Annotated in this window: 17 protein-coding genes; 1 reads left to right on the plus strand and 16 read right to left on the minus strand. The window is 72.4% G+C overall.

Translation table 11 applies throughout. From position 1 onward, the window contains the following. Window positions 1-8 precede the first annotated feature (8 nt). Window positions 9-1,931 carry an endonuclease/exonuclease/phosphatase family protein gene (locus tag HNR30_RS49860; protein WP_181607514.1) on the minus strand — a complete coding sequence of 641 codons (1,923 nt, stop codon included), beginning with the start codon at window positions 1,929-1,931 and terminating at the stop codon, window positions 9-11. 129 nt (window positions 1,932-2,060) lie between these two features. Here HNR30_RS49860 and HNR30_RS01325 point away from each other — a divergent pair, with 129 nt between their 5' ends. After that, a complete protein-coding gene (locus tag HNR30_RS01325) occupies window positions 2,061-3,236 on the plus strand; it encodes an ROK family transcriptional regulator (protein WP_181607516.1) in 1,176 nt (391 codons plus the stop codon). An 8-nt stretch (window positions 3,237-3,244) separates the two neighbouring features. On the opposite strand, the gene HNR30_RS01330 is transcribed toward HNR30_RS01325, so the two are convergent. The 15 genes from HNR30_RS01330 to HNR30_RS01400 all read right to left on the minus strand — a co-directional run bounded on the left by HNR30_RS01330 (window position 3,245) and on the right by HNR30_RS01400 (window position 19,818). Further along, window positions 3,245-6,466 carry a S8 family peptidase gene (locus HNR30_RS01330; protein ID WP_181607518.1) on the minus strand — a complete coding sequence of 1,074 codons (3,222 nt, stop codon included), beginning with the start codon at window positions 6,464-6,466 and terminating at the stop codon, window positions 3,245-3,247. Window positions 6,467-6,573: 107 nt separating this feature from the next. Next, window positions 6,574-7,476, minus strand: a complete 903-nt coding sequence (locus tag HNR30_RS01335) for a putative sugar O-methyltransferase (RefSeq protein WP_181607520.1) — start codon at window positions 7,474-7,476, stop codon at window positions 6,574-6,576. Next, window positions 7,473-8,528 carry a hypothetical protein gene (locus tag HNR30_RS01340; RefSeq protein ID WP_181607523.1) on the minus strand — a complete coding sequence of 352 codons (1,056 nt, stop codon included), beginning with the start codon at window positions 8,526-8,528 and terminating at the stop codon, window positions 7,473-7,475. Before HNR30_RS01340 ends, HNR30_RS01335 begins: the two co-directional genes overlap by 4 nt. Next, window positions 8,528-9,118, minus strand: a complete 591-nt coding sequence (locus HNR30_RS01345; RefSeq protein ID WP_181607525.1) for a flavoprotein — start codon at window positions 9,116-9,118, stop codon at window positions 8,528-8,530. The genes HNR30_RS01340 and HNR30_RS01345 overlap by 1 nt, the downstream gene beginning before the upstream one ends. Beyond that, window positions 9,118-10,290: a SagB family peptide dehydrogenase gene (locus HNR30_RS01350; RefSeq protein ID WP_181607534.1), complete on the minus strand. Its 1,173-nt coding sequence runs from the start codon at window positions 10,288-10,290 to the stop codon at window positions 9,118-9,120. Before HNR30_RS01350 ends, HNR30_RS01345 begins: the two co-directional genes overlap by 1 nt. Beyond that, window positions 10,287-11,393 carry a hypothetical protein gene (locus HNR30_RS01355; protein WP_181607538.1) on the minus strand — a complete coding sequence of 369 codons (1,107 nt, stop codon included), beginning with the start codon at window positions 11,391-11,393 and terminating at the stop codon, window positions 10,287-10,289. Before HNR30_RS01355 ends, HNR30_RS01350 begins: the two co-directional genes overlap by 4 nt. After that, complete coding sequence (locus HNR30_RS01360; RefSeq protein WP_181607541.1) at window positions 11,390-11,770, minus strand: hypothetical protein; 381 nt, start codon at window positions 11,768-11,770, stop codon at window positions 11,390-11,392. Before HNR30_RS01360 ends, HNR30_RS01355 begins: the two co-directional genes overlap by 4 nt. A 5-nt stretch (window positions 11,771-11,775) precedes the next feature. Then, complete coding sequence (locus tag HNR30_RS01365; RefSeq protein WP_181607544.1) at window positions 11,776-13,059, minus strand: hypothetical protein; 1,284 nt, start codon at window positions 13,057-13,059, stop codon at window positions 11,776-11,778. Further along, window positions 13,056-13,622 (minus strand): TOMM precursor leader peptide-binding protein, encoded by a 567-nt coding sequence (locus HNR30_RS47175; protein WP_181607545.1) that lies wholly within the window; start codon window positions 13,620-13,622, stop codon window positions 13,056-13,058. The genes HNR30_RS01365 and HNR30_RS47175 overlap by 4 nt, the downstream gene beginning before the upstream one ends. After that, a complete protein-coding gene (locus HNR30_RS01375; protein ID WP_181607547.1) occupies window positions 13,601-14,680 on the minus strand; it encodes a SagD/YcaO family ATP-dependent cyclodehydratase in 1,080 nt (359 codons plus the stop codon). The genes HNR30_RS47175 and HNR30_RS01375 overlap by 22 nt, the downstream gene beginning before the upstream one ends. 178 nt (window positions 14,681-14,858) lie before the next feature. Then, complete coding sequence (locus HNR30_RS01380) at window positions 14,859-15,008, minus strand: hypothetical protein (protein ID WP_181607550.1); 150 nt, start codon at window positions 15,006-15,008, stop codon at window positions 14,859-14,861. 112 nt (window positions 15,009-15,120) lie between these two features. After that, window positions 15,121-16,533, minus strand: coding sequence for a glycoside hydrolase family 3 protein (locus HNR30_RS01385; protein ID WP_181607552.1), 1,413 nt, complete (start codon window positions 16,531-16,533; stop codon window positions 15,121-15,123). Window positions 16,534-16,601: 68 nt separating this feature from the next. Then, window positions 16,602-17,453, minus strand: coding sequence for a carbohydrate ABC transporter permease (locus HNR30_RS01390; protein WP_181607555.1), 852 nt, complete (start codon window positions 17,451-17,453; stop codon window positions 16,602-16,604). Then, window positions 17,450-18,307 (minus strand): carbohydrate ABC transporter permease, encoded by an 858-nt coding sequence (locus tag HNR30_RS01395; protein WP_246377065.1) that lies wholly within the window; start codon window positions 18,305-18,307, stop codon window positions 17,450-17,452. Before HNR30_RS01395 ends, HNR30_RS01390 begins: the two co-directional genes overlap by 4 nt. Window positions 18,308-18,468: 161 nt before the next feature. Beyond that, on the minus strand, window positions 18,469-19,818 hold the full coding sequence (locus HNR30_RS01400) for an extracellular solute-binding protein (protein ID WP_181607566.1): 1,350 nt from the start codon (window positions 19,816-19,818) through the stop codon (window positions 18,469-18,471). Between the last annotated feature and the right edge of the window lie 83 nt (window positions 19,819-19,901).

The raw sequence follows: 19,901 nt of genomic DNA on the forward strand, positions 1-19,901 counted from the left end.
GTAACCGATTATCCCCCCTGGTCAACACTGGTTAGGCGCAAGGTCGCCAGAACGGGCAGGTGATCGGAGTACGGCAGGCGGGGGACCTCGGCCTTCAGCACCTCGATCCCCTGCGTGACCAGCACGTGGTCGATGCGCTTGACGGGGGCGTCCGCCGGAGATGTTAACGGATTGCCCAGATTTGTCAGGGGATCTCGTAGTCCGGCATCGAGGAGAGGCGCCAGTCCCGGATCCCCGGCGGGGATGTTGAGATCACCGGCCAGCACCACCGGCCGCGGATCCCCGACTACGGCCGCCCTGGCCGGCATGCCGTCCTCCGTCGAGCGCATGCTGTCGAGGTCGAGGCCCCGGGCGAGCTCGCCGGCGATCCTGGCCACCTCGGGCGCCTGGCCGCCGGGCGCCTGCAGGTGGGTGTTGACGATGCCGACCTCCCTGCCGCCCACCTCCACGACGATCGCCTGAGCCTGCGCACCGGTCGGGTAGTCGTGCCGGCCGAGCCTGTGGGACCTCACCGTGACCGGCAGGTTCGTCAGCAGCGCGTCGCCCCAGCGTTCGTCGGCGGCGGGGGCGAAGACGTGACGCAGGCCGGTGAGGCGGGCGATGCGTCCCAGGTCGTCGTGGCCGCCGTTGAGCAGCCAGCCCCGGTCGACCTCGCTGAGCAGGACGACGTCGGGGGAGCGCTCGTTGATGAAGGCGGCGATCCGGTCAAGGGACAGGCGGCCGTCGAGGCCGAAGCCCATGCGGATGTTGTAGGCGAGCAGGGTGAACTGGTCGCCGGTCTTGCGCTGCACGGCCGGGTCGACGCGCACGCCTGTCGCGCCGACCACGGCGATCACCGCCAGCACCGCCGCCGCGACGAGCCGCTGCCGGGCGGGCGATGCCGAGGAGGGGGAGCCCAGAGGCGGTGGAGGCGTCGACCCGGCGTCGTGAACGGCGCCCGGCGTGGGAGGGAGCAGCGGATCGGCGCCCGGGGCAGGGGGGAGCGGCGGGTGGAAGGGCCGGTCGGTGCCGCGTGCCGTCAGCGCGAGGGCGGCGACCACGGTCAGCCCCATGACCAGCGGCACCAGCCGGTTGGGGAATCCGAGGTCCAGGTCGTACGCCGCGTAGTACACGAACGTCGCCACCAGGAACCCCGTCGTCCCGCCCAGCAGCGCCGCGCCCGGCCGCCGGGGCGGGGGGCGGCGCAGGGCGGTCGCCGACAGCGCGATCCCGATGGCGGCACCGATCATCGGCGAGGCGAGGGAGGCGTCAGGCAGGCCGGTGCCCACCACCAGCAGCACACCGACCATCCCGACGAGCGCCCAGCCGGGCCAGCGGGGGAGGGCCGCCGCGAGCAGCAGGAGAACCGCCGACAGCCCCACCACGCCCCTGGCCAGCACCTCGCCCCACATCCCCGGCGCCCAGGCGGGTGGGAGCGGCACCAGGTGTGACTGCCCCACCAGGAACAGCGCGGGCCCGAACAGTGCCCACGTCGCCGAGGGTGCGAGATCGTGCGAGGGCCTGGCTTCGCGCAGCGCGACGGCGAACCCCGCGCACAGGGCCACGACGCCCAGCCATGCCGGCACCTCGTCACGCCACACCAGGTCGACCTGGTCGAGCACCTGGTGCGTCACCACCGTGGCGGCCAGCCCTGCGGCGAGCCCGAGGGGAACCGCCCGGCGGTCGAGGGTGCGGGCGCAGCCGTACAGGAAGACGAGGCCCGCCGAGACGCCTGCGGAGGCCGTGTAGAGCTGCTCCAGCCCGGTCTGGAGCAGCAGCCGCGACACCACCAGCAGGGCCGCTCCGCCGTACAGGCACCATGACGGGCGTAGCAGGGCCGCGAGGAAGGGCAGGAGGAACCAGGCGGCGGCGTAGGCGCCCATGAGCTCGGGAGGAGTCTCGCCCGCCCGGCCGAACAACGTGATCAAGGACGGCAGGAACACCCGTAACACGTCAAAGAAGATCATGACGCCGAGGGCTAACGGCACGGCGGGCATTCAGGCATCATCACGGAAACCCGTAAGCGCTTGCAAGAGCGCTAAACTCTCAGCAACCTTAACGATTTGACGTTGGGATACAGCGTGGAGCGACGTCCTGGTGTGCCCCGGTTGCTACGGGAGATCAACGATCGGGCTGCCCTGGAACTCCTCCTGGCCGAAGGGCCGATGACCAGGGGACAGATCGGCGACCAGACCGGCCTGTCGAAGGTCACCGCCTCGCAGACCCTGGCCAGGCTCGAGGAACGCGGCCTGGTCGAGGTGGTCGGCGTGCAGGCGGGCGGCAGGGGCCCCAACGCCGCGTTGTATTCCGTGGTCTCCAACTCCGCCTACGTGGCAGGGCTCGACGTCGGTCCCGAAACGGTCTCGACCGCCATCGCCGACATCCACGGCCGCACGCTGGCGGAGGTGACGGTCAGCCCCAACGGCGACGACCCCGTGTCGGTGGTCCACAGCGCCGTCGTCAAGGCGTGCAAGAGCGCCAAGGTGAGCCTGTCGAAGCTGCGCGGCGTGGTGATCGGCACGCCGGGTGTGGTCGATCCGCGCAGCGGCGACGTGCGCTTCTCCTTCGACCTTCCGGCCTGGCACGAAGGCATCCACGAGGCGCTGGCGCGCGACCTCAAGCGCGAGGTGACGATCGAGAACGACGTCAACCTGGCGGCGATCGCGGAGCGCGCCGACGGGGCGGCCAAGGGCATCGACGACTTCGTGCTGCTGTGGGCGGCGCGAGGTATCGGCCTGTCGGTGGTGCTCGACGGCAAGATCCACCGGGGGCGTTCCGGCAGCGCGGGCGAGATCGGCTACCTGCCGGTGCCCGGCGTGCCGTTGCCGGAGGACATCAGGGCCGAGCCGGGGCGCCTGCCGTCGCTGGCGGGCGGCCTGCAGTCGCTGGTCAGCGCCGAGGCGGTGGCCGACCTGGCCAAGGGGTACGGCTTCGCGGTGAGCGACGCGAGCGAGAGCGTGAAGGCGGCGCTGGCCGCGGGCGAACGCGGCGATCCGCTGCTCGACGACATCGCCCACCGGCTGGCGCTGGGCGTGGCGGCGGTCTGTGTCGTGCTCGACCCGGGCCGTGTCGTGCTGGCGGGGGAGGTGTGCCGGGCGGGCGGATCGGCGCTGACCTCGCGCGTCGAGGAAGCCGTCGCGCGTATCTGCCCGATCCGCCCTGAGGTGGTGACCACGGCCGTCGAGGGCAACCCGGTGCTGCGCGGCGCCGTGCTGGCCGCCCTCGGACAGGCTCGTGAGGAGCTCTTCTCCTCCTGATTCTCCGGCTACTTCAGGCGGAAGGCCCTGGTCACCGTGGTGGTGACCGTGTTGCCGCGCCGGTCGTCGGCCGTCAGCCGCAGCGAGGCGAATCCGCCGGGCTTCGACGGGTTGAGCATCACGGCGCGATACTCCTGCGGCCCCGAGGGCAGCACGGCCAGCTTGTGCCAGGTCGCGCCGTCGTCGTAGGAGACCTCGGCGCCGACCTTGGCCGGCAGCGCCCTGGAGGTGCTCTCCAGTCGCAGCGGCAGCGTCATCGGCCCGGCGGGTGCGGCGTTGTCGAGGTCGAGCTCGGGCGCGGCCACGACGGCGAGCACCTGGGCGGGGCCGTCCTGCTGGGAGGTGAAGGTCCACGCCGAGGTGATCGGGGTCGACAGCTCCGAGGTGTAGCGGTCAGCCGTGCCCTCCATGACGACCCGGTATTTCCCGGCCGGGGCGGTGAAGGTGACGGGCGACAGTTGCATGGGCACCTGGTCGGCCGCGGCCACCTGGGTGCCGTCGGCGGCGTAGAGCGTGGTCCTGGTGTCCGACAACATCACGAAGCCGGTGCGGCCCTCGGTCGGCGTGTGCGCCAGCGGCATGCCGATCGTCAGCTTGTCGCCGGCGCGGCTCAGGCCGCCCCAGTCGGGCAGGGCGGGGGCGAGCACGGCCTGGTTCCACCGCTCGGCCCGGTAGCGCCTGTGCGCCTTGAAGGTGCGCTCCGGCTCGTGCTCAAGGGTGAGGAAGGTGTTGAGGCCGCGGGTGTAGCCGATGCCGGGGGTGAAGTACTCGGTGCGCTTGCTGGGCAGCGTGGTGTGCATCTCCAGCGCGCTGGGCAGCGGGCCCCAGGACGACGGCGGGCCGGCGAAGACGACCATCGGGGTGAGCAGCTTCTGCCGGATGGCGGCGAACTCGACCGGGACGGCGGCCAGGTCGCGGTCGCGCGCGGTGTGGCTCTCGGGGACGCGGCCCTCGGTCCTGAACATGAGGTAGTAGGCGTAGGGGCTGTCGGCGAAGTAGCCGTCGGCCCCGCGGCGGCCGATGACCGACCACAGGCGGAAGGCGAAGCCGTCGACCTCGCCGGTCGGGGTGACGGAGAAGCGCTGGCCCTCCTCGCCCGAGGCCGCGCCGACGAGGATCGGGGCGAGCCCGCCCGGCCGCTCGCGGGTGAAGAGCATCTCCTCGGCGGAGGTCTCGGAGTCGGGCTTGTCGGTCTTCACGTCCATGGTGCGGGCCGTACGGGCGTCGAAGACGATCTCGCGCTCCCCGGTGACCTCCACGTCGGGCAGGACCACGAGGCTGTTGTCCATCTCCTGGCCGGGCACGATCGTGAGGGGCGCCGCGATGGCCAGGTAGCGGCCCTCGGCCAGTTCGATCTCGGCCGAGCCGTTGGCCACGGGGAACATCAGGCGGGGGGCGCCCGACATCGACTCGAAGTAGACCGGCAGCGCCCGCGCGGCGGGGTCGGGGACGGTGCCCTCGCGGTCCAGCACGGTCAGCTTGACCTTGTGCGTGCGCACGGCCTTGTCGAGGCTGAGCCCGGTCTGCACGGCCACGGAGCCGTCCGCGCTGCGCGCGGTGATCCTTCCGGCGTACGGCCCGGCGACGCCGAGCGACGGTGTGGCGGTGACCTTCACCTCGGAGCTGCCGCCGGCGGGCACGGTCACCTCGGCGGGCACGGCGAACATCCCGGCGGGCGCGGCCTCACCGGTGTGCGCCGCGGCGGTGGCCGACAGCTGGAGGGTGACGGGCGCGCTGCCCGCGTTGGTGTAGGTCACGGTGCGTTCGACCACGCCCTCGTACGGGTGGGCGACCGAGCCGAAGGAGAGCGTCGTGGCGGTGGCGAAGACCTCCTGCCGTACGGCACGCGCCACGTCGAGGCGCCCCGAGCCCTGCTGGAAGGCCGGCGCGTCGATGGCCTTGGCGCTGCCCGTCAGCGCGCTCTTGAGCTGCTGCCAGGTCCAGTCGGGGTGACGCTGGGCCAGGACGGCGGCGGCTCCCGCGACGTGCGGGGTGGCCATGGAGGTGCCGCTCATGCTCGTGTAGCCGCCGTCGACCGCGGGAAGCGACGAGGCGGAGGAGCGGGCGGCCACGATGTCGACGCCGGGCGCCACCAGGTCGGGCTTGAGCGCGTTGTCGCCGGCCCTCGGGCCGCGGCTGGAGAATCGCGCCATGACGTCCTGCTTGTCGACCGCGCCGACGGTCAGCGCCGAGTCGCTGCTTCCGGGCGAGCCGACGGTGTAGCTCTGGTCGCCGTCGTTGCCCGCGGCGATCACGAACAGGGCGCCGGTCTCGGCGGTCAGCCGCGCGACGGCCTGCTCCATCGGGTCCTCGCCGGGGGAGTCGACGCCGCCGAGGCTCATGTTGATGATCTTGGCGCCGCTGCGGGCCGCCCACTCCATGCCGGAGATGATGCGCGAGGTCGCGCCGGAGCCCGAGTCGCTCAGCACCTTGCCGATGAGCAGGCGCGCTCCCGGCGCGACGCCCTTGTGAGTGGCGCCGAGCCCGGCGATCGTCGAGGCGACGTGGGTGCCGTGGCCGTGGCCGTCGGCGACCGTGCCGCCGTAGGTGAAGTTCTGCGTGGCCTCGATCTGCTTGGCCAGGTCGGGGTGGGTGGCGTCGATACCGGTGTCGAGCACGGCGACCTTGACGCCCTGGCCGGTGTAGCCGGCCTGCCAGGCCTCCGGAGCGCCCACCTGGGGCACGCTCTGCTCCAGGGCGACCTTCACCGGGGCGTCAAGCCAGATCTTGCTCGCGCTCACGCTGCGTGCGCTCATCAGGGTCTGCAGGATCGGCTGGTCCTTGGCGGGGGCCAGGGCCACGCCGTTGATCGACGGCAGCGCCGTGCCTCCGGCGGGCAGAGCGGCCCTGGCCGTGGCGGGATACTGCACGATCAGCGGCAACGTCGGCGACGAGGCGTCGTCGAGGCCGTCGGCCACCAGCCGGTTGACCTGGAACAGCCGCTCGTCCAGCACGCCACGGGCCACCAGGTCCGCGACGTCCGTGGGGATCACGGTCAGCTCGTCACCGGCGCCGAAGCGCAGGTAGGAGGTCTTGCGCCCGGACCCGGGGACGAAACGCAGCGCCTGGCCGCGCAGCGTGACCTTGTCGCCGGTGATCAGCGTGACGCTCTTCTCGGGCGCCGCGTCGCCCGGGGCGCTCCGCCCGGGCTCCGCGTGCGCGGGCGAGGCCGCCAGCAGCCCGGCCAGGACGGCCAGCGACAGGCTCGCCGCGCCCTTCTTTCTCCACACAGTCCTCTACCTCACAAGTCAGGAAATTTGAGCTGATCTTGTCGGGTGGGGTGGGTGTGAAGAAAGCGGTTACCGTGGCGAGTACCCGCCAAGGCGGATACTCGCCATCAGCGGGCCAGGGCGAAGAGCAGGAAGTGGTTGTCGCCGCCGACGAGCTCCTGCACATCGGGCTCCAGGATGGCCGGCTCGCGCACCACGAGCCGGTAGCCGTGGGCCGTGAACGCCGGCATCAGGTCGCGCTGGCGCGCGCCCACCTCCTCGCAGGCCGTCGGGTGCGGCCCGAAGTTCGGCACGGTGAACAGCAGCGGCACCCGCCGCGAGGCCAGGAAGCCCAGCCAGGCGTCGGCGGCGGTGTAGGGCATCTCGCAGAAGCTGTGGATGTTGATCGCCAGGTGGCACGCGCCGGGTGCGACGACCTCGTCCAGCTCGTCGGCGGCGACGGTCCGCGCGAGGTGGCCGGCTCCGCGGTGGCGCAGGTAGAACTCGCACACGTAGGTCGACTCGGGGATGCCGTCGGCGCAGTAGTAGGCGCCCAGGCCCGCCACCGCCTGGACCATGCGGTGCGCGAGCCTGCCGTACCCGGCGCCCACGTCGATGATCGTCGTGCCCTGCCGTCCCAGCAGGCCGAGGTGCCGGTCCAGGAAGGAGATCTCGTTGACCGAGTCGAGCAGGTCGCGGCTGACGGTGGAGAAGCGCTCGAAAGTGTGCGTCTGGCAGCCGAAGGCCCCGTCCTCGCCCAGGGCGGCGAGCAGCCCGCGAGTGTCGTGCCGGGAGACGTAGTCGGCGTAGACGTAGTACTTCAGCCGCTCGGCCTCGCCGAAGTAGCGGCCCTGCCACACGAAGCAGTTGTCGCCGCGGAAGGTGGCCAGGTCCAGGTCGCGCGCCACGAACTCGGGCGACCAGTGGGTGGTGCCGGTCAGCGGCGAGCGCAGCTCCCGGTAGCGGCGGCGCAGGTCGGCGAGGCGGGGGTCGGCGGGCGACGGGCCGGCGGGCAGCGGGGCAGCGGTCATGCCTGCTCCAGGACGTCGTCGAGGCGCCGCAGCAGGTGGGCGGCGACCTCGTCGCCGGTGGTCCATTCGAGCCCGGCCAGGTCGGCGGCTCCCCGCTCGCCGTTCATCACCCGTTCGAGCCGTGACCACAATTCGCGGGAGGGCGTCGACGGTTCGGCGTGCACGATGCCGCCGCGTTCGGCCAGCGCCGCGACCCGGCGGGGGAAGGAGTCGGCCTCGGGCATCTCCGGGTCGGTCAGGCCCAGGACCGGGCGCCGGTTCCACACCAGGTCGCAGGTGAGGGTGCCGTAGGCGTTGGTGATCACGGCGTCGGCCGCCGCGTAGTACGGCTCGGGGTCGGCGACCATCCCCACGTAGGCGATGCCGGCGTCGCTGCCGGGCTGTGCGGGGGCCTTGTCCAGGACGAAGAGGCGGTGCCCCGGCGGGCTGTGCCGCCGCCAGGCCGTCAGCACCGCTTCGGCGATGCGCCTGTTGTCGGGCCGCAGGGACATGCCGCCCACCGTGAGGACCGCGGCCTTGCGGTCCGGCGCCAGGCCCAGCAGCTCGCGCGATGCCGTACGGCCGGCGGACAGGCCGGCGGTCACCGGCCCGAGGCAGCGGATCGGCGCGCTGGTGGTGTAGGGGCCGGGATGGGCGGCGGAGAAGTCCAGCACGACGATCTCCCCGGCGTGGTCGAGCAGCCGGTCGTGCTCGGGCAGCCCGATCTCGGCGAAGAACCAGTCCGTCAGCAGGATGGCCCGCCGTCCCCAGACCTGCGCGCAGTACGGCAGCGCCCACACGACCTCGTCGCAGACGGTCAGGTCGGGACGTGGGCGCCCGGCCAGGGTCTCCCACACCACCTGGGCGGCGCGTCCCGACAGGTCCCACTCGTCGGCGATCGGCAGCTCGGTGAAGTCGATGCCCTGCCAGGCCAGGTACGTCGCGGCGCTTCCCGAGGCGAGCACCTCGACCGTGACGTCGGGACGCCGCCTGCGGAGCGCGGCGATGATCCGGGCGTCACGGGCGGCGTGCCCGAAGCCGTGCCCGCGCACCAGGAACAGGATCGTCGGCATCAGCGGTCCTCCTCGAGTGAGCGCCGGTGCAGTTCCAGCGCGCCGATCAGGGCGGGGAAGGGCGGCGGCCCGTGGGCGCCGGTCCTGCCGGTGGTCCAGCTGCGCATGGGCACGGGCGGGACGACCAGCACGTTGCGGCGCTCGGCCAGCGTGCTCACGTGCCGTTCCGTGGTGGGGTTGTGCCACGCGCCGGGCGGGAAGCCGGGGGCGACGGCCACGGGCGCGCGTGTGCAGTACAACGCCAGGAGGCTGGGGGAGTCGGCCAGCCCGAGGGCCAGGCGCGAGAGGTAGCCGACGGTGGCGGGGCACACCAGCACCGCGTCGGCCCACTCGGTCAGGCGCACGTGCGGCCCGGCGGTGACCGGTCCGTCCGGCCAGGTGTCGGAGAGGATCTCGGTGCCGGAGACGACGCCCAGGGCGGTGGGGGTGACGAACCGTTCCGCCGACCTGGTCAGCATGATCCGCACGTCGAGCTCGGGATAGGTGGTGCGCAGCCATCCGGCGTGCTGCGGGGTGTAGGCGGCGGGCACGGCCCCGGTGACGACCAGGAGCAGCCGCTCGAAGCCCACGGGAGGGAAGGTGTCACCCATCAGGTCTCCTCGCGGCCGGGCAGGGAGCCGAGGGCGATCTCCGCCACCGACGACTCCTCCAGCGGGTCGAGCCCGGTGGCGGTGGCGAAGGCGGCCGAGTCGCCGCCGCCGAGCGGGCAGGCCGCCAGGCCCATGGCGGTGGCGGCCAGGCAGACGGCTTCCATGACCACCCCGGCGTTCTTGAGCGTCAGGGCGTAGCTGATGCCTTCGTACTTCCAGCTCTGGCGCCCGAAGCGGGCGGCGAGCGTCAGGACCACGTGGGGCACGCCGGTTCCGCCCATGGCCCGGTGGGCGTGGTCGAGGATGCGGACCAGGGAGGTGACGTCGGCGGGGAACGGAACGAGGGTGTGGTCGGCGGGCCGGTAGCGGTACAGGCCGGGCGCCAGCCCGTCGCAGGTGCGGACGGCCAGGTAGTACTCCAGCTCGTGCATGCCGCCCGCCGAGGGCACCGGGCGGAGCAGGCCGTCGTGGCCGACCCCGGTGATCCTGGCGACGCGGTGGAGCAGCTCGCTCAGCCGGTCGGCGGGGATCGGCCGGCGGCCGAACGTGCGCACCGAGCGGCGGCGCTCCATGACGTCGGTCAGGGTGGGGTCGTCGCGTCTGAGCCGGTCGAGGTCGACCTCGGCCAGCGCGATCGGCTCGCCGGGCGCGTCGGCGCGCAGGGCGGGCGGGCGCGGGTGCCGGCCGTCGAAGCGGTTGGTGCCGCCCAGGCGGGTGTCGGTCAGGCCGGTACGGCTCAGCGCGTGCGCCCAGACGTCGTGGAACTCCCGCAGGGCGGCGGGCGGTTCGAGGTCCTCGGGCGTCAGGCCGTTCGCGGCGGCGGGCACGAGCAGGCCGAGCCCGGCCAGGAAGGCGACCAGCGGGCCGGTGCCCTGGTCGGGCGCCAGCTCCTGGAGCTCGGTCAGGGTGCGGGGCCGGGCGAGCAGCGACAGCAACACGACGTCGCGCGGGCGCAGCAGGGTCACACGGTATCCGGCGACGGGGGATTCGAGCACGAGATGCTCGCCGTGGCGGCGCAGGGCCGCGAACCGCGAAAGGCGCAGGACCGCGAACCGTGACAGGCGCGGGGGCCCGTGGGGATCGGGCGCCGCTCCGGCACCCGCCAGCCGGGAGGTCAGGACGGCCTCGGCCAGCCGCACGCCGCCGGCCTCGCACACCAGGGCGCTCCTCATGGCCGTCCTCCTCGCGCGTGCCCGAGCACGATCGCCTCGAGCATCGACTCGCCCAGCTCCTTCTCCAGCTCCCGCGCCCGCGGCGACGTGAGTACGCCCTGGGGGAGCGTTGTGAACGCCCGCCGTACCACCGGAGAGGCGATCACCTCGCCGAGCTCCGCGGCCCGCCCCGGCGGCAGCAGCCGTACGGCGGGCCGCGGATCGGCCAGGGCCGCGCCCACCAGGAACGACATGAACCACGCCGCCTCCAGCCCGGGGTCGGAGGCCAGCCCGCCGTGGCGTGCCAGCCGTTCGCGGGCCAGGGGGCGCACGGCCGCCGCCTCCAGGCCGAACTCACGGAAGGCCTCCTGCTCGGCCAGCACCCGCCACGGGTGGCGCAGGCTGTCGCGGCGGCCCACGCACACCGTCAAGGGCGGCAGCGTCGCCTCCAGGCGATGCGTGACGACGGGCAGGCGTTCGGCCAGCCCGACCGACTCCGGCGCCGGCCCGTCCCTGACGTCGTCGAGGAAGCACACCGAGTGGCGCGGGCCGTAGCCGTCGTTGCCGGTCAGGCTCTCCTCCTCGGCGTGCTCGACGAGGTTCGGGATCCGGCACAGAGCCCGCGTCCCCGCCGCCGTCATGAACTGCCGCAGCGCGACGTCGTCCTGCCCGGCGAAGGTGCCGGGCTCCTCGGTGGCGGCCCGGCCGAACGCGCGGGCCAGGGCGGCGGGCATGACGAGGGCCACCGACGGCACGTACTGGTCGGCGACCTCGGTCCACGTGCCTCCGGCCGCGGCCACCATCCGCAGGCTGTGGGCGGTGTGCGAGCCCCACTCGGCGAACAGCGACAGCGGCAGGCCCGGGTGGCGGGCGACGGCCGCCAGCACCCGCTCGGGGAAGTGCGCGCAGGGGATGGCGTCGTCCTGGACGACCAGGTGGTGCGTGACGCCGGGGGCGACGGCCGACCAGGCGGCGGCCGCCGTACGCAGGGTCGAGGGGCCTTCGTCCGGGGCGGGGTCCACGACGATCCGCGGCTCCAGGCGGGACAGCTGGGCGGCCAGGCGCCGGGCCCGGTCCAGCCGCGCGGGGTGGGTCATGACGACCGTCGACAGCACCGGCCTCATCGCGACAACTCCACGACGGCCAGGACCCTGGCCGAGCGGGGGAGCAGGGGGCACGACTCCGGCAGGTCGCCGAGCCGTACCCGGTGGGGCAGGAGCCCGGCCAGGCGTTCGGCGGCGACGCCCGCCTCGACCAGGCGGTGGCGGTACCGCGACGGGGTGAGGCGCTGGTCGCAGGTGAGCAGGACGGCCAGCTCGTCCGCGGCCGTCACCACCACCCACGCGTCCAGCTCGCCGCCCGCCAGGGCCATGGCCAGCGCCTCCTCCAGGTCGGCCGCGGGGCCGGGGACGGCGCCCTCGTGCGGGGGCGGCGCGTGGCCGGACTCGAAGTCCAGGGCGAGCAGCGCGCGATAGGTGTCACGCGCCGGGCGGACTGGCATGACCGTCACCTTTCGTAGACCCCGACCACGGCGGCGACCTGCTCCCGCCCGCGGTCCAGTTCGAGCAGCTCGCGCAGGCCGTCCGGCACCCTGAGCGTCCAGACCAGGTGATGCGCGCCCGTGGCGGGCAGGCGGGCCAGGACCCGCCCGGCCCGCAGGAAGGACCGGCGCAGCGCAGCCTCGCCGTGGGCGGCGTGCAGCCGTCCTGGCGTCGCGACCAGGACGAGCCAGGCCGTGGCTCCGGCGGGAAGGTCATCGGGCGGCTCGACCGCGCTCACGTCGGCGCGCGTCGCGATGAGCACGTCATCACGCGGCGAGTAACGGTGGACCGGGTACGGCAGGCCGGCGGCGCCGACGAGGTAGGTGTCGAGCGCCGGGCGGTCACAGGCGGCGCGGATCAGGCCGGCCAGCGCATCGGGGAGCGGGAAACGCGGCGAGGAGCCCAGGTCGGCGTCCCGCCACCGGTCGGGCTCCTCCTCGACCGGGCGATCCCATGGAGCCCTGCGGACCAGCCACTCGTGCCGGGCGATGGTGTCGCCGGGCACGTCGCAGGTGGGGCAGTCCGGCTCGGGTGGCACCTCCAGGCTGTGCTGCTCGAAGGTCCGCAGATCGATGCGGTGCAGCCGGCGGCCGGTGAGCAGGGGCGCGTGGCCGAGGAGCAGGGCGACGACCTCGGCGGTGGCCAGGGCGGCGGCCAGGTTCGCCGCCTCGGGCGGGACCGGCCCCGCCTTCCTGGAGGCGGCCAGGCAGGCGGGGCAGAGCGAGTGGCCAGGCCGCAGGAGCGGGCCCAGGTCGAGATGGTGGCCGTCGGCGGTGACGGGCAGGACGGTGGTTCCCCGCCGCCACCAGGGGGCGGGGTCGTCGACGACGGCGGGGGACAGGGCGACGCCCGTCGCGCGCAGGTCGGCCTCCAGGAGCGCGGCGAGCGGGCCGGAGGTGGCGACGTGCAGGACGTCCGACGACAGCGCCCGCCGTACACCCGCGCTGCCGCGCGGATCGCCGAGCCGCGACCAGAAGGGGCCCGCCGGTCCAGAGATGTCGGGATCGTGGTCGAGCAGGCCGGAGGAGTCCAGGAGGGCGACGATCTCGGCGACCTGGACGGCGGGCAGCTCCAGCCGGCGGGCGATCTGCTCGGCGGTGTGGTGCCCGTCGAGCAGCGGCAGGAGGCGGGGGAGCACCCGCGTGGCCGCCGCGCCCGTGAACACGCGCGGCTGGCGGCCGCCGGTGATGATCAGCGTGCCGTCGCCCTGGGTGGTCATCAGCCCGGCGGCCAGTGCCGGCAGGGTCATGGCGAGCGCTCCTCCCCGCAGCGCGGGCACTCGGGAGCCGGCAGGAGGGTGTGGGTGGTGAGGCGGAGGGTCGCCATGTCCACGAGGTGGATCTCTCCCGGTTCCGTGGCCGTCAGGAGTCGCTGGACGAGGGCCTGGGCGATGCGCACGTGGTGGGGCAGGTGCCCGGCGACGCCCGCGCCGCTGTCGGCCCGGCGGCGAGCCGCGGTCAGGTCGCGCAGCCGCGCGTCGCCGTCGTGACGGCGGCGGCGGATGAGGTAGCAGCGGTGGCAGGGCCCGCGCGGCGGGACGACCAGCGGGCCGGCGACGAGGTGGGGGTGGTCGACGACCACCGGGAGCCAGGGGAGGGCGCTCTCGAACGCTTGGCGGTCGAGCTCGTCGCAGAGCTCGGGCTCCGGCCGCCACGCCGCCAGGACGGTGACGGGCGGCACCGACGGCCCGGGATGGGCGAGCTCGTGGACGACCGGCCCGGTGACGGAGTCGTCCAGGAGGGCGGCGAGGGCGTGGCCGAACGGGCCCACGGCCACCACGCGCGGGCCCGTCAGGCGAACGGCTGCGGCCACGGGTTCACCTCCTCCCGCGTCCGGGCGGCGAACCCCATGCGCGCCGGCGCCTCCCGCAGGCGGGAGTGCGCGCGGAACTGCGCGTGCGGCCACGGCGACACCGGCTGCAGCTCGGGGACGATCACGGCCACGGCGTGCAGCCCCGCGTCGCGCAGCTCGCTCGTCGTGCGGTCCACGGCGTAGGCGCGCATGCCGAGACGCGCCAGGCGGCCGAGCACGTCGCGCAGGCCGTCGGCGGCCAGCGGGCGGGCCAGGCCCGAGGGGCCACGTTCGGTCAGGTCCTCGGTCAGGAACGAGAACGCCGCGCCGCGCTCCGGCCTGGCCATGGCCAGCGCGCTGCCCGCCGCGTGCTCGCGCGCCCCGGTGTAGCAGCTGAACCGGAAGGTGATCATCTCGATGAGGGCCTTCTCCGCGGCCTGACCCGGCGTGGACCCCACGGACCCGCCCAGCAGGTGCACGATCGCGGGATCGTGCGGCGCCGCCTGCAGCACGCACACGGTGGGCACGCCCAGGTCGGTGGTCGCGTCGAACAGGTGGGTGGTCAGGAACCGCCGGGCGCTGCGGTCGAGCAGGTAGCGCACGTCCCGCGTGTAGGCGCTCTCCTCCAGCGGGGGCAGGGGCAGCCGCAGCTGCCAGGCCAGCGCGATGGCGTCGCGTTCGACCACCTCCAGCACCCCGGCCAGCAGGGCCGCTTCGCGGTCGGTGTGGACGGCGTGCCCGGTGGAGATCTGGCAGGCGAACCGCTCTCCCGGGCCCGGCCGCAGCCCGTAGCAGGCCATGACCGCCGGGATCCAGGCGGGGGAGCCGGAGTGCAGGTCGGTGCCGGCGACCCAGCGGATCGGCACGGACGGGTCGGGCGGTTCGAGCGGGCAGTCCCGGCGGCCGTACTCCTCGGGGGAGCACAGGGGGACACGGGAGAGGTCGAAGGTGGCGACCTCATCGGCGGTCGCGGTGATCGTCGCGGGGTGGGGACGGAGCCCGGCGTAGCGCTCGGCGGCCTCGGCGATCGCGATCCGGCGCGCCAGGGCGTCGTCGTCGAGTAATCGGCCGATTCCCACCGCCGGTTCCATACCGGCGGAACAGAATGCCATCCGGTCGAATCCGCGGCATTTGGCGCCGGGTCCCAGGCGCGCGACAACCGAAAAGGGGCCGAGCAGCCGCTCGGCGAAGTCAATGTTATTCAGCATGGCGAAGAACATTCCGGTGACCGCTTTCACGGTCACCGGAATCGCGTTCTCAGCAGCAGCACCAGTAGGCCACCGGCGCGTTCTCGTCATCGCCGAGTGGGAGGTCGCCGGACTGTTCGAGCAGGTCCGCGACGAGGGTGTTCCAGTCGGACGTGCACTGGACGGACAGATCCAGCTTGTCGTAGACGGCGTTGTTCATTTCGCCTCCCTGGATACCGGGCAAGGAATAGTAAAGTTTCCTTGCTATTTCAATCATGGTCAGTATATGACGATGATCGGCCGGTATCCAGAGCGAATAAACGAATGGAACGTCACGCTGTGAGCAGTTCCACCGCGGCCTGCGCATTCGCGCGCGCCGCGCCGTACGTCGCGATGTAGGCGGCGCTGTCGGGCCGCCAGATGGGCAGGCCCATCTCGATGACGGTGGCGTCGGGACGCGCCGACAGCAGCCGCGACACGAGCGCGCGGCTCTCCGCGTAGCGGTGCGCGTCCTTGACCACGACCACCAGCGAACGCTGCGCCGCGCGGCCGAGCAGAGCCTCGGCGTCCGCCTCCGCCGGCTTGATCCGCACGGTCTCGGCCTGCGGAAGCTTCAGCCCCCACGGGACGTCGCCCACCGCGATGGTCGGGGGCGTGTCCACCTCGATGACCAGCGGGTCGACGAGGGGGCGGGTGGCGCCGGACAGCCGCACGGCACGGCGTGCCGCGTCGAGGCCGACCAGGTTCTGCTCGCCCGCCGCGCCGGAGCCCGCGGTGAACCACGACCGCAGCGCGTCCACCCGCGCCACCGCCTCCTCCAGGCGCGCGGCCGGGACGGTCGCGGCGACGTGCTCGATGACCTGCAGCACGTCCTCGTAGGAGGGCACGGGGCCCAGGCAGAGCAGGTCCGCGCCGGCGATCAGCGACTGCGCGGCGCCCCCGGCCAGGCCCACGCTCTTGGTGATGGCGTGCATGTCGAGGGCGTCGGAGACCACGACTCCGTCGTAGCCCAGCTCCTGCCGCAGCAGCGTGGTGAGCGCCTCGGCGGAGAGCGTGGCGGGCGTGGGCCCGGTCAGGACCGGGACCGCCACGTGCGCGGTCATGATCGACTTGGCGCCCGCCGCGATGGCCGCGCGGAAGGGCACGAGCTCCCGCTCGCGCAGCACGTCGAGGCCGACGTCGACCACGGGCACCGACAGGTGGGAGTCGACGCGGGTGGCGCCGTGCCCCGGGAAGTGCTTGACGCAGGCGGCCACGTTGACCGACTGCAGCCCCTCCACGGCGGCGACCGTGTGCCTGGCCACCAGGTGCGGGTCGTTGCCGAAGGAGCGGGTTCCGATCACCGGATTGTCGTCGGCGGTGTTGACGTCGGCATCGGGAGCCATGTCCAGGTTGATGCCGCACGCCGCCAGCTCCGAGCCGATCGCCCGGTAGACCTTCCTGGTGAGCTCGACGTCGTCGACGGCGCCGAGCGCGGCGTTGCCCGGGTACGGGCTACCCACGTGGTAGGCGAGACGGGTGACGTCCCCACCTTCCTCGTCGAGGGAGATGACGGGGTCGCCGGCGGCCTTGAGCGTGCTGGTGAGCTCGCTGACCTGCGTCGCGTCGGCGACGTTGAACCCGAAGAGCGTCACGCCGCCGAGCCCCGCTCCCAGCTCCCGCAGCACCCACTCGGGTGCCGTGGTGCCCTGGAACGCGGCCAGTAGCGTGCCCGCCGCCAAGCGACGCAGCCCCCGATCAGTCATGATTTTTCCCATCATGAGGTACGGCTTGCGCCATGGATCCGGCGCAAGCCGTACAGGACGTGCGGAATTTAGCCCTTCACCGCGCCGGCGACGAGGCCGGAGACCATGCGCCGCTGGACCAGGAGGAAGAACCCGATCACAGGGATGGTCATCAGCGTGGAGGTCGCCATGATGCCGCCCCAGTCGGTGCCCCGCTGGCCGAAGAAGTACTGCACGGCGACGGGCATGGTGTAGCTCGTGGAGTCCTTCATCAGCGTGAAGGCGTAGATGAACTCGTTCCACGTGGTGATGAAGGAGAAGATGCTGGTGGCCACCAGACCCGGCGCGACCAGCGGGAAGAGCACCTTCCAGAAGGTGGTGAAGCGAGAGGCGCCGTCGATCCAGGCGGCCTCCTCCAGTTCCTTGGGCACCGCGGCGACGAACGTGCGGAGCATCCAGATGCCGAACGGCAGCGTCATGCCGACGTTGACCACGATGAGGCCGAAGAGCTGGTCGTACAGGCCCAGCCGCTGCAGGTTGAGGAACAGCGGGATGAGCAGGGCCTCGGCCGGGACCATCTGCGCCACGAGGAGCAGGATGAGGAACGGCACCCGGCCCTTGAAGCGGAAGCGGGCCACCGCGGTGGCCGCCAGCAGCGAGAACACCGCGCCGATGACGACGGCCGACACCGCGACGATCACGCTGTTCTTGAGGTAGACCCAGATCGAGTTGCCGGCCACACCCTTGTCGAACACCCGCGAGACGTGGTCGAGCGTCGGTTCGGTGGGGAACGGGATGAAGTCGGTGGTGAAGATCTGGTTGTTGCTCTTGAAGGCGGTCGCCACCATCCAGTAGACGGGGAAGACCGCGAACAGGAACACCAGGATCCCCGCGGTGTTGAGCGCGACGTTGGTGATCCTGCGCCTGGTCAGCGGGTTCATCGGATGTCCTCCTGCTTGACGATCTGGCGCACGTACACGGCCGTGACGACCAGCAGGATCAAGGTCAGGAGCACCGCGATCGCCGCGCCGGAGCCCATCTTGGGCGGGCTGCGGAACGCCTCGGCGTAGGCGTACATCGACAGATTGAACGCCTCGCGGTTGGTGGTTCCGCCGGCGAGGATGAACAGCTGGTTGAAGACCTTGAAGTCCCAGATGATGGAGAGCACCGTCAGGACCGCGAAGACCGGCTTGAGCAGCGGCATCGTGATCTTCCAGAAGGTGCGGAAGGCCGAGGAGCCGTCGACCTTGGCGGCCTCGTACAGCTCACTGGGGATGCTCTTGAGCCCGGCCAGCACCGACACCGCGATGAAGGGGAACGACTGCCACACCACGGCGATCGTGAGGATCACGTAGATCGGCAGCACGTCGTTCAGCCAGGGGTAGCCGGTCCAGGAGGTCTGACCGTCCGGCGGGGCGGCCAGCCAGTCCGGCAGCAGGTTCAGGAACCAGTTGATGATGCCGGCGTCGGCATCGGCCAGCCAGCGCCAGATGACGCCGACCGCGACCGGGGGAACCGCCCACGCGGCCATGCAGCCGACGATCACCAGCTTGGACATCTTCTTGCCCAGGCGGTTGATGAGCAGGCCCACCAGGGTGCCGACCACCAGGGTGAAGGTGACGGCGAAGACGGCGAACAGCACGGTGTTGCGCAGTGCCGACCAGAACAGGTCGTTGTCGAGGATGGTCTCGAAGTTGCCCAGGCCCACGGACTCGGGCGGGGTTCCGCGCCGGATTTCGCGCAGGCCCACCTTCTGGGTGGACATCACGATCATCTGGAACAGCGGGTACAGCAACAGGCCCGCGATTATCAGAAGGCCCGGCAACAGAAGCGCGTAGGGAATCACCCAGGACGGAAGGCTCTTCCTGGGAGTGCGGCCCGTCTGCTTGCGGCGCCGCCCCGCGGCGGAGTGGTTGCCTCCGCCGCGGGCGATCGTTGACGTCTGGTTAGACATGATTACTGGTTGAGGATCTCTTCGAGTTCCTTGTTGGCGTCGGCCAGGGCGGTGTCGACGTCCTTCTTGCCCTCGATGACCGAGCGGGCCGCGTTCTGGAGCACGGCCTTGGTCTCGCTGGCCTCGTTCCAGTTGGCGTCGTTCGGGAAGCCGCGCGACTGGGAGAAGGCGTTGGCGAACGGAGCCAGAGCCGGGTCGGACGCGACCTGCTGGAGGCCTTCGGCGTAGTAGGGCAGCAGTCCGCCGTCGATCGCGTAGCGGGTGCCGAACTCCTTGCCGGCCGCCATCGCTACGAAGGCCTTGGCGACGTCGGGCTCCTTGGAGTCCTTCCAGACGGCGATGTCGTTGCCGCCCTGGAAGGCCGGAGCCGCCTGGCCGTCCTTGCCGGGGATGGTGAAGAAGGCCATCTGGTCCTTCTTGACCTTGCCCTTGCTCTCGGTCTCGATGGTGCCGATGTCCCAAGGAGCGGTGATGTACATACCGACCTTGTTGTTGGCGAAGCGGGCGCGGATGGCGTCCGTGGCCAGGTTCAGGCGGGACTTGGCGTTCACGCCGTGCTTGGCGACCAGGTCGGTGTAGAACTGGAAGCCTTCCTTGAAGGCCGGGTCGGTGAGCTTGCCGACCCACTTGCCGCCCTCCTGGACGGCGAAGTCGCCGCCGGCGGACCAGACGAACGGGGAGAGCGAGTAGTTGGCGTCGGTGCCGCCGACGAAGGCGAAGCCGTCGACGTCCTTGCCCTTGCCCTCCTGGATCTTCTTGGCCGCCGCGACCAGCTCGTCCCAGCTCTTCGGCTCAGCGATCTTGAGCTCGTCGAACCAGTCCTTGCGGTACAGGACGGCGCGGGTGCCGCCGCCCCACGGCAGGGCGTAGATGTCGCCGTCCACCGTCTCGTAGCCGTACTGAGCGGCGGGGATGCCCTTGAGGTCGGGGTTGCCCTCGACCACGTCGGTGATGGGGAGCAGCGCGTCCTGCGCCTGCCACTCCAGCACCTGGGTGTTGCCGATCTCGGTGACGTCCGGGCCCTCGCCGCCGGCGGCGGCGGTGGTCCAGCGGTCGTTGATGCCGGTCCACGGGATCCACTGGACGTTGACCGTGGCGCCGGTCTCCTCCTCGAAACGCTTCTCGAGGTCGTCCGAGTACTTCTGGATCTTCGGGTCGGTCGGCTCGCCGAGGCGCCAGACGGTGATGGTCTTACCGGCGAACTGCTTGCCGGCCGGGGCGGCGCTGGAGGCGCCGGCGTCGGGCGCCTTCGTCTCCTGGGTGGTGGTGCCGCCGCCGGAACCACATGCGGCCAGGCCCAGCGCGAGGGCCGCCGTGGTCACCGAGGTGGCCGTGATTCTCGAGATCCTCACTAGGGTTCTCCCTTCCCGGCTTCAACGCGTCGGGGTTGCGTCTATGGGGGTGCCGGGCCGCGGGGTCCGCACCTGGCTGATCG

This window comes from Nonomuraea soli, from assembly GCF_013761175.1.
Lineage (GTDB): Bacteria > Actinomycetota > Actinomycetes > Streptosporangiales > Streptosporangiaceae > Nonomuraea > Nonomuraea soli.

Bases quoted from the DNA above. Each gene is read 5' to 3' on its own strand.
- HNR30_RS01390 (WP_181607555.1), bottom strand. From the start codon at position 17,453: ATGAACCCGCTGACCAGGCGCAGGATCACCAACGTCGCGCTCAACACC.
- HNR30_RS01350 (WP_181607534.1), bottom strand. From the start codon at position 10,290: ATGAGGAGCGCCCTGGTGTGCGAGGCCGGCGGCGTGCGGCTGGCCGAG.
- HNR30_RS01380 (WP_181607550.1), bottom strand. From the start codon at position 15,008: ATGAACAACGCCGTCTACGACAAGCTGGATCTGTCCGTCCAGTGCACG.
- HNR30_RS01360 (WP_181607541.1), bottom strand. From the start codon at position 11,770: ATGCCAGTCCGCCCGGCGCGTGACACCTATCGCGCGCTGCTCGCCCTG.
- HNR30_RS01340 (WP_181607523.1), bottom strand. From the start codon at position 8,528: ATGCCGACGATCCTGTTCCTGGTGCGCGGGCACGGCTTCGGGCACGCC.
- HNR30_RS01385 (WP_181607552.1), bottom strand. From the start codon at position 16,533: ATGACTGATCGGGGGCTGCGTCGCTTGGCGGCGGGCACGCTACTGGCC.
- HNR30_RS01365 (WP_181607544.1), bottom strand. From the start codon at position 13,059: ATGACCCTGCCGGCACTGGCCGCCGGGCTGATGACCACCCAGGGCGAC.
- HNR30_RS01335 (WP_181607520.1), bottom strand. From the start codon at position 7,476: ATGACCGCTGCCCCGCTGCCCGCCGGCCCGTCGCCCGCCGACCCCCGC.
- HNR30_RS01355 (WP_181607538.1), bottom strand. From the start codon at position 11,393: ATGAGGCCGGTGCTGTCGACGGTCGTCATGACCCACCCCGCGCGGCTG.
- HNR30_RS01345 (WP_181607525.1), bottom strand. From the start codon at position 9,118: ATGGGTGACACCTTCCCTCCCGTGGGCTTCGAGCGGCTGCTCCTGGTC.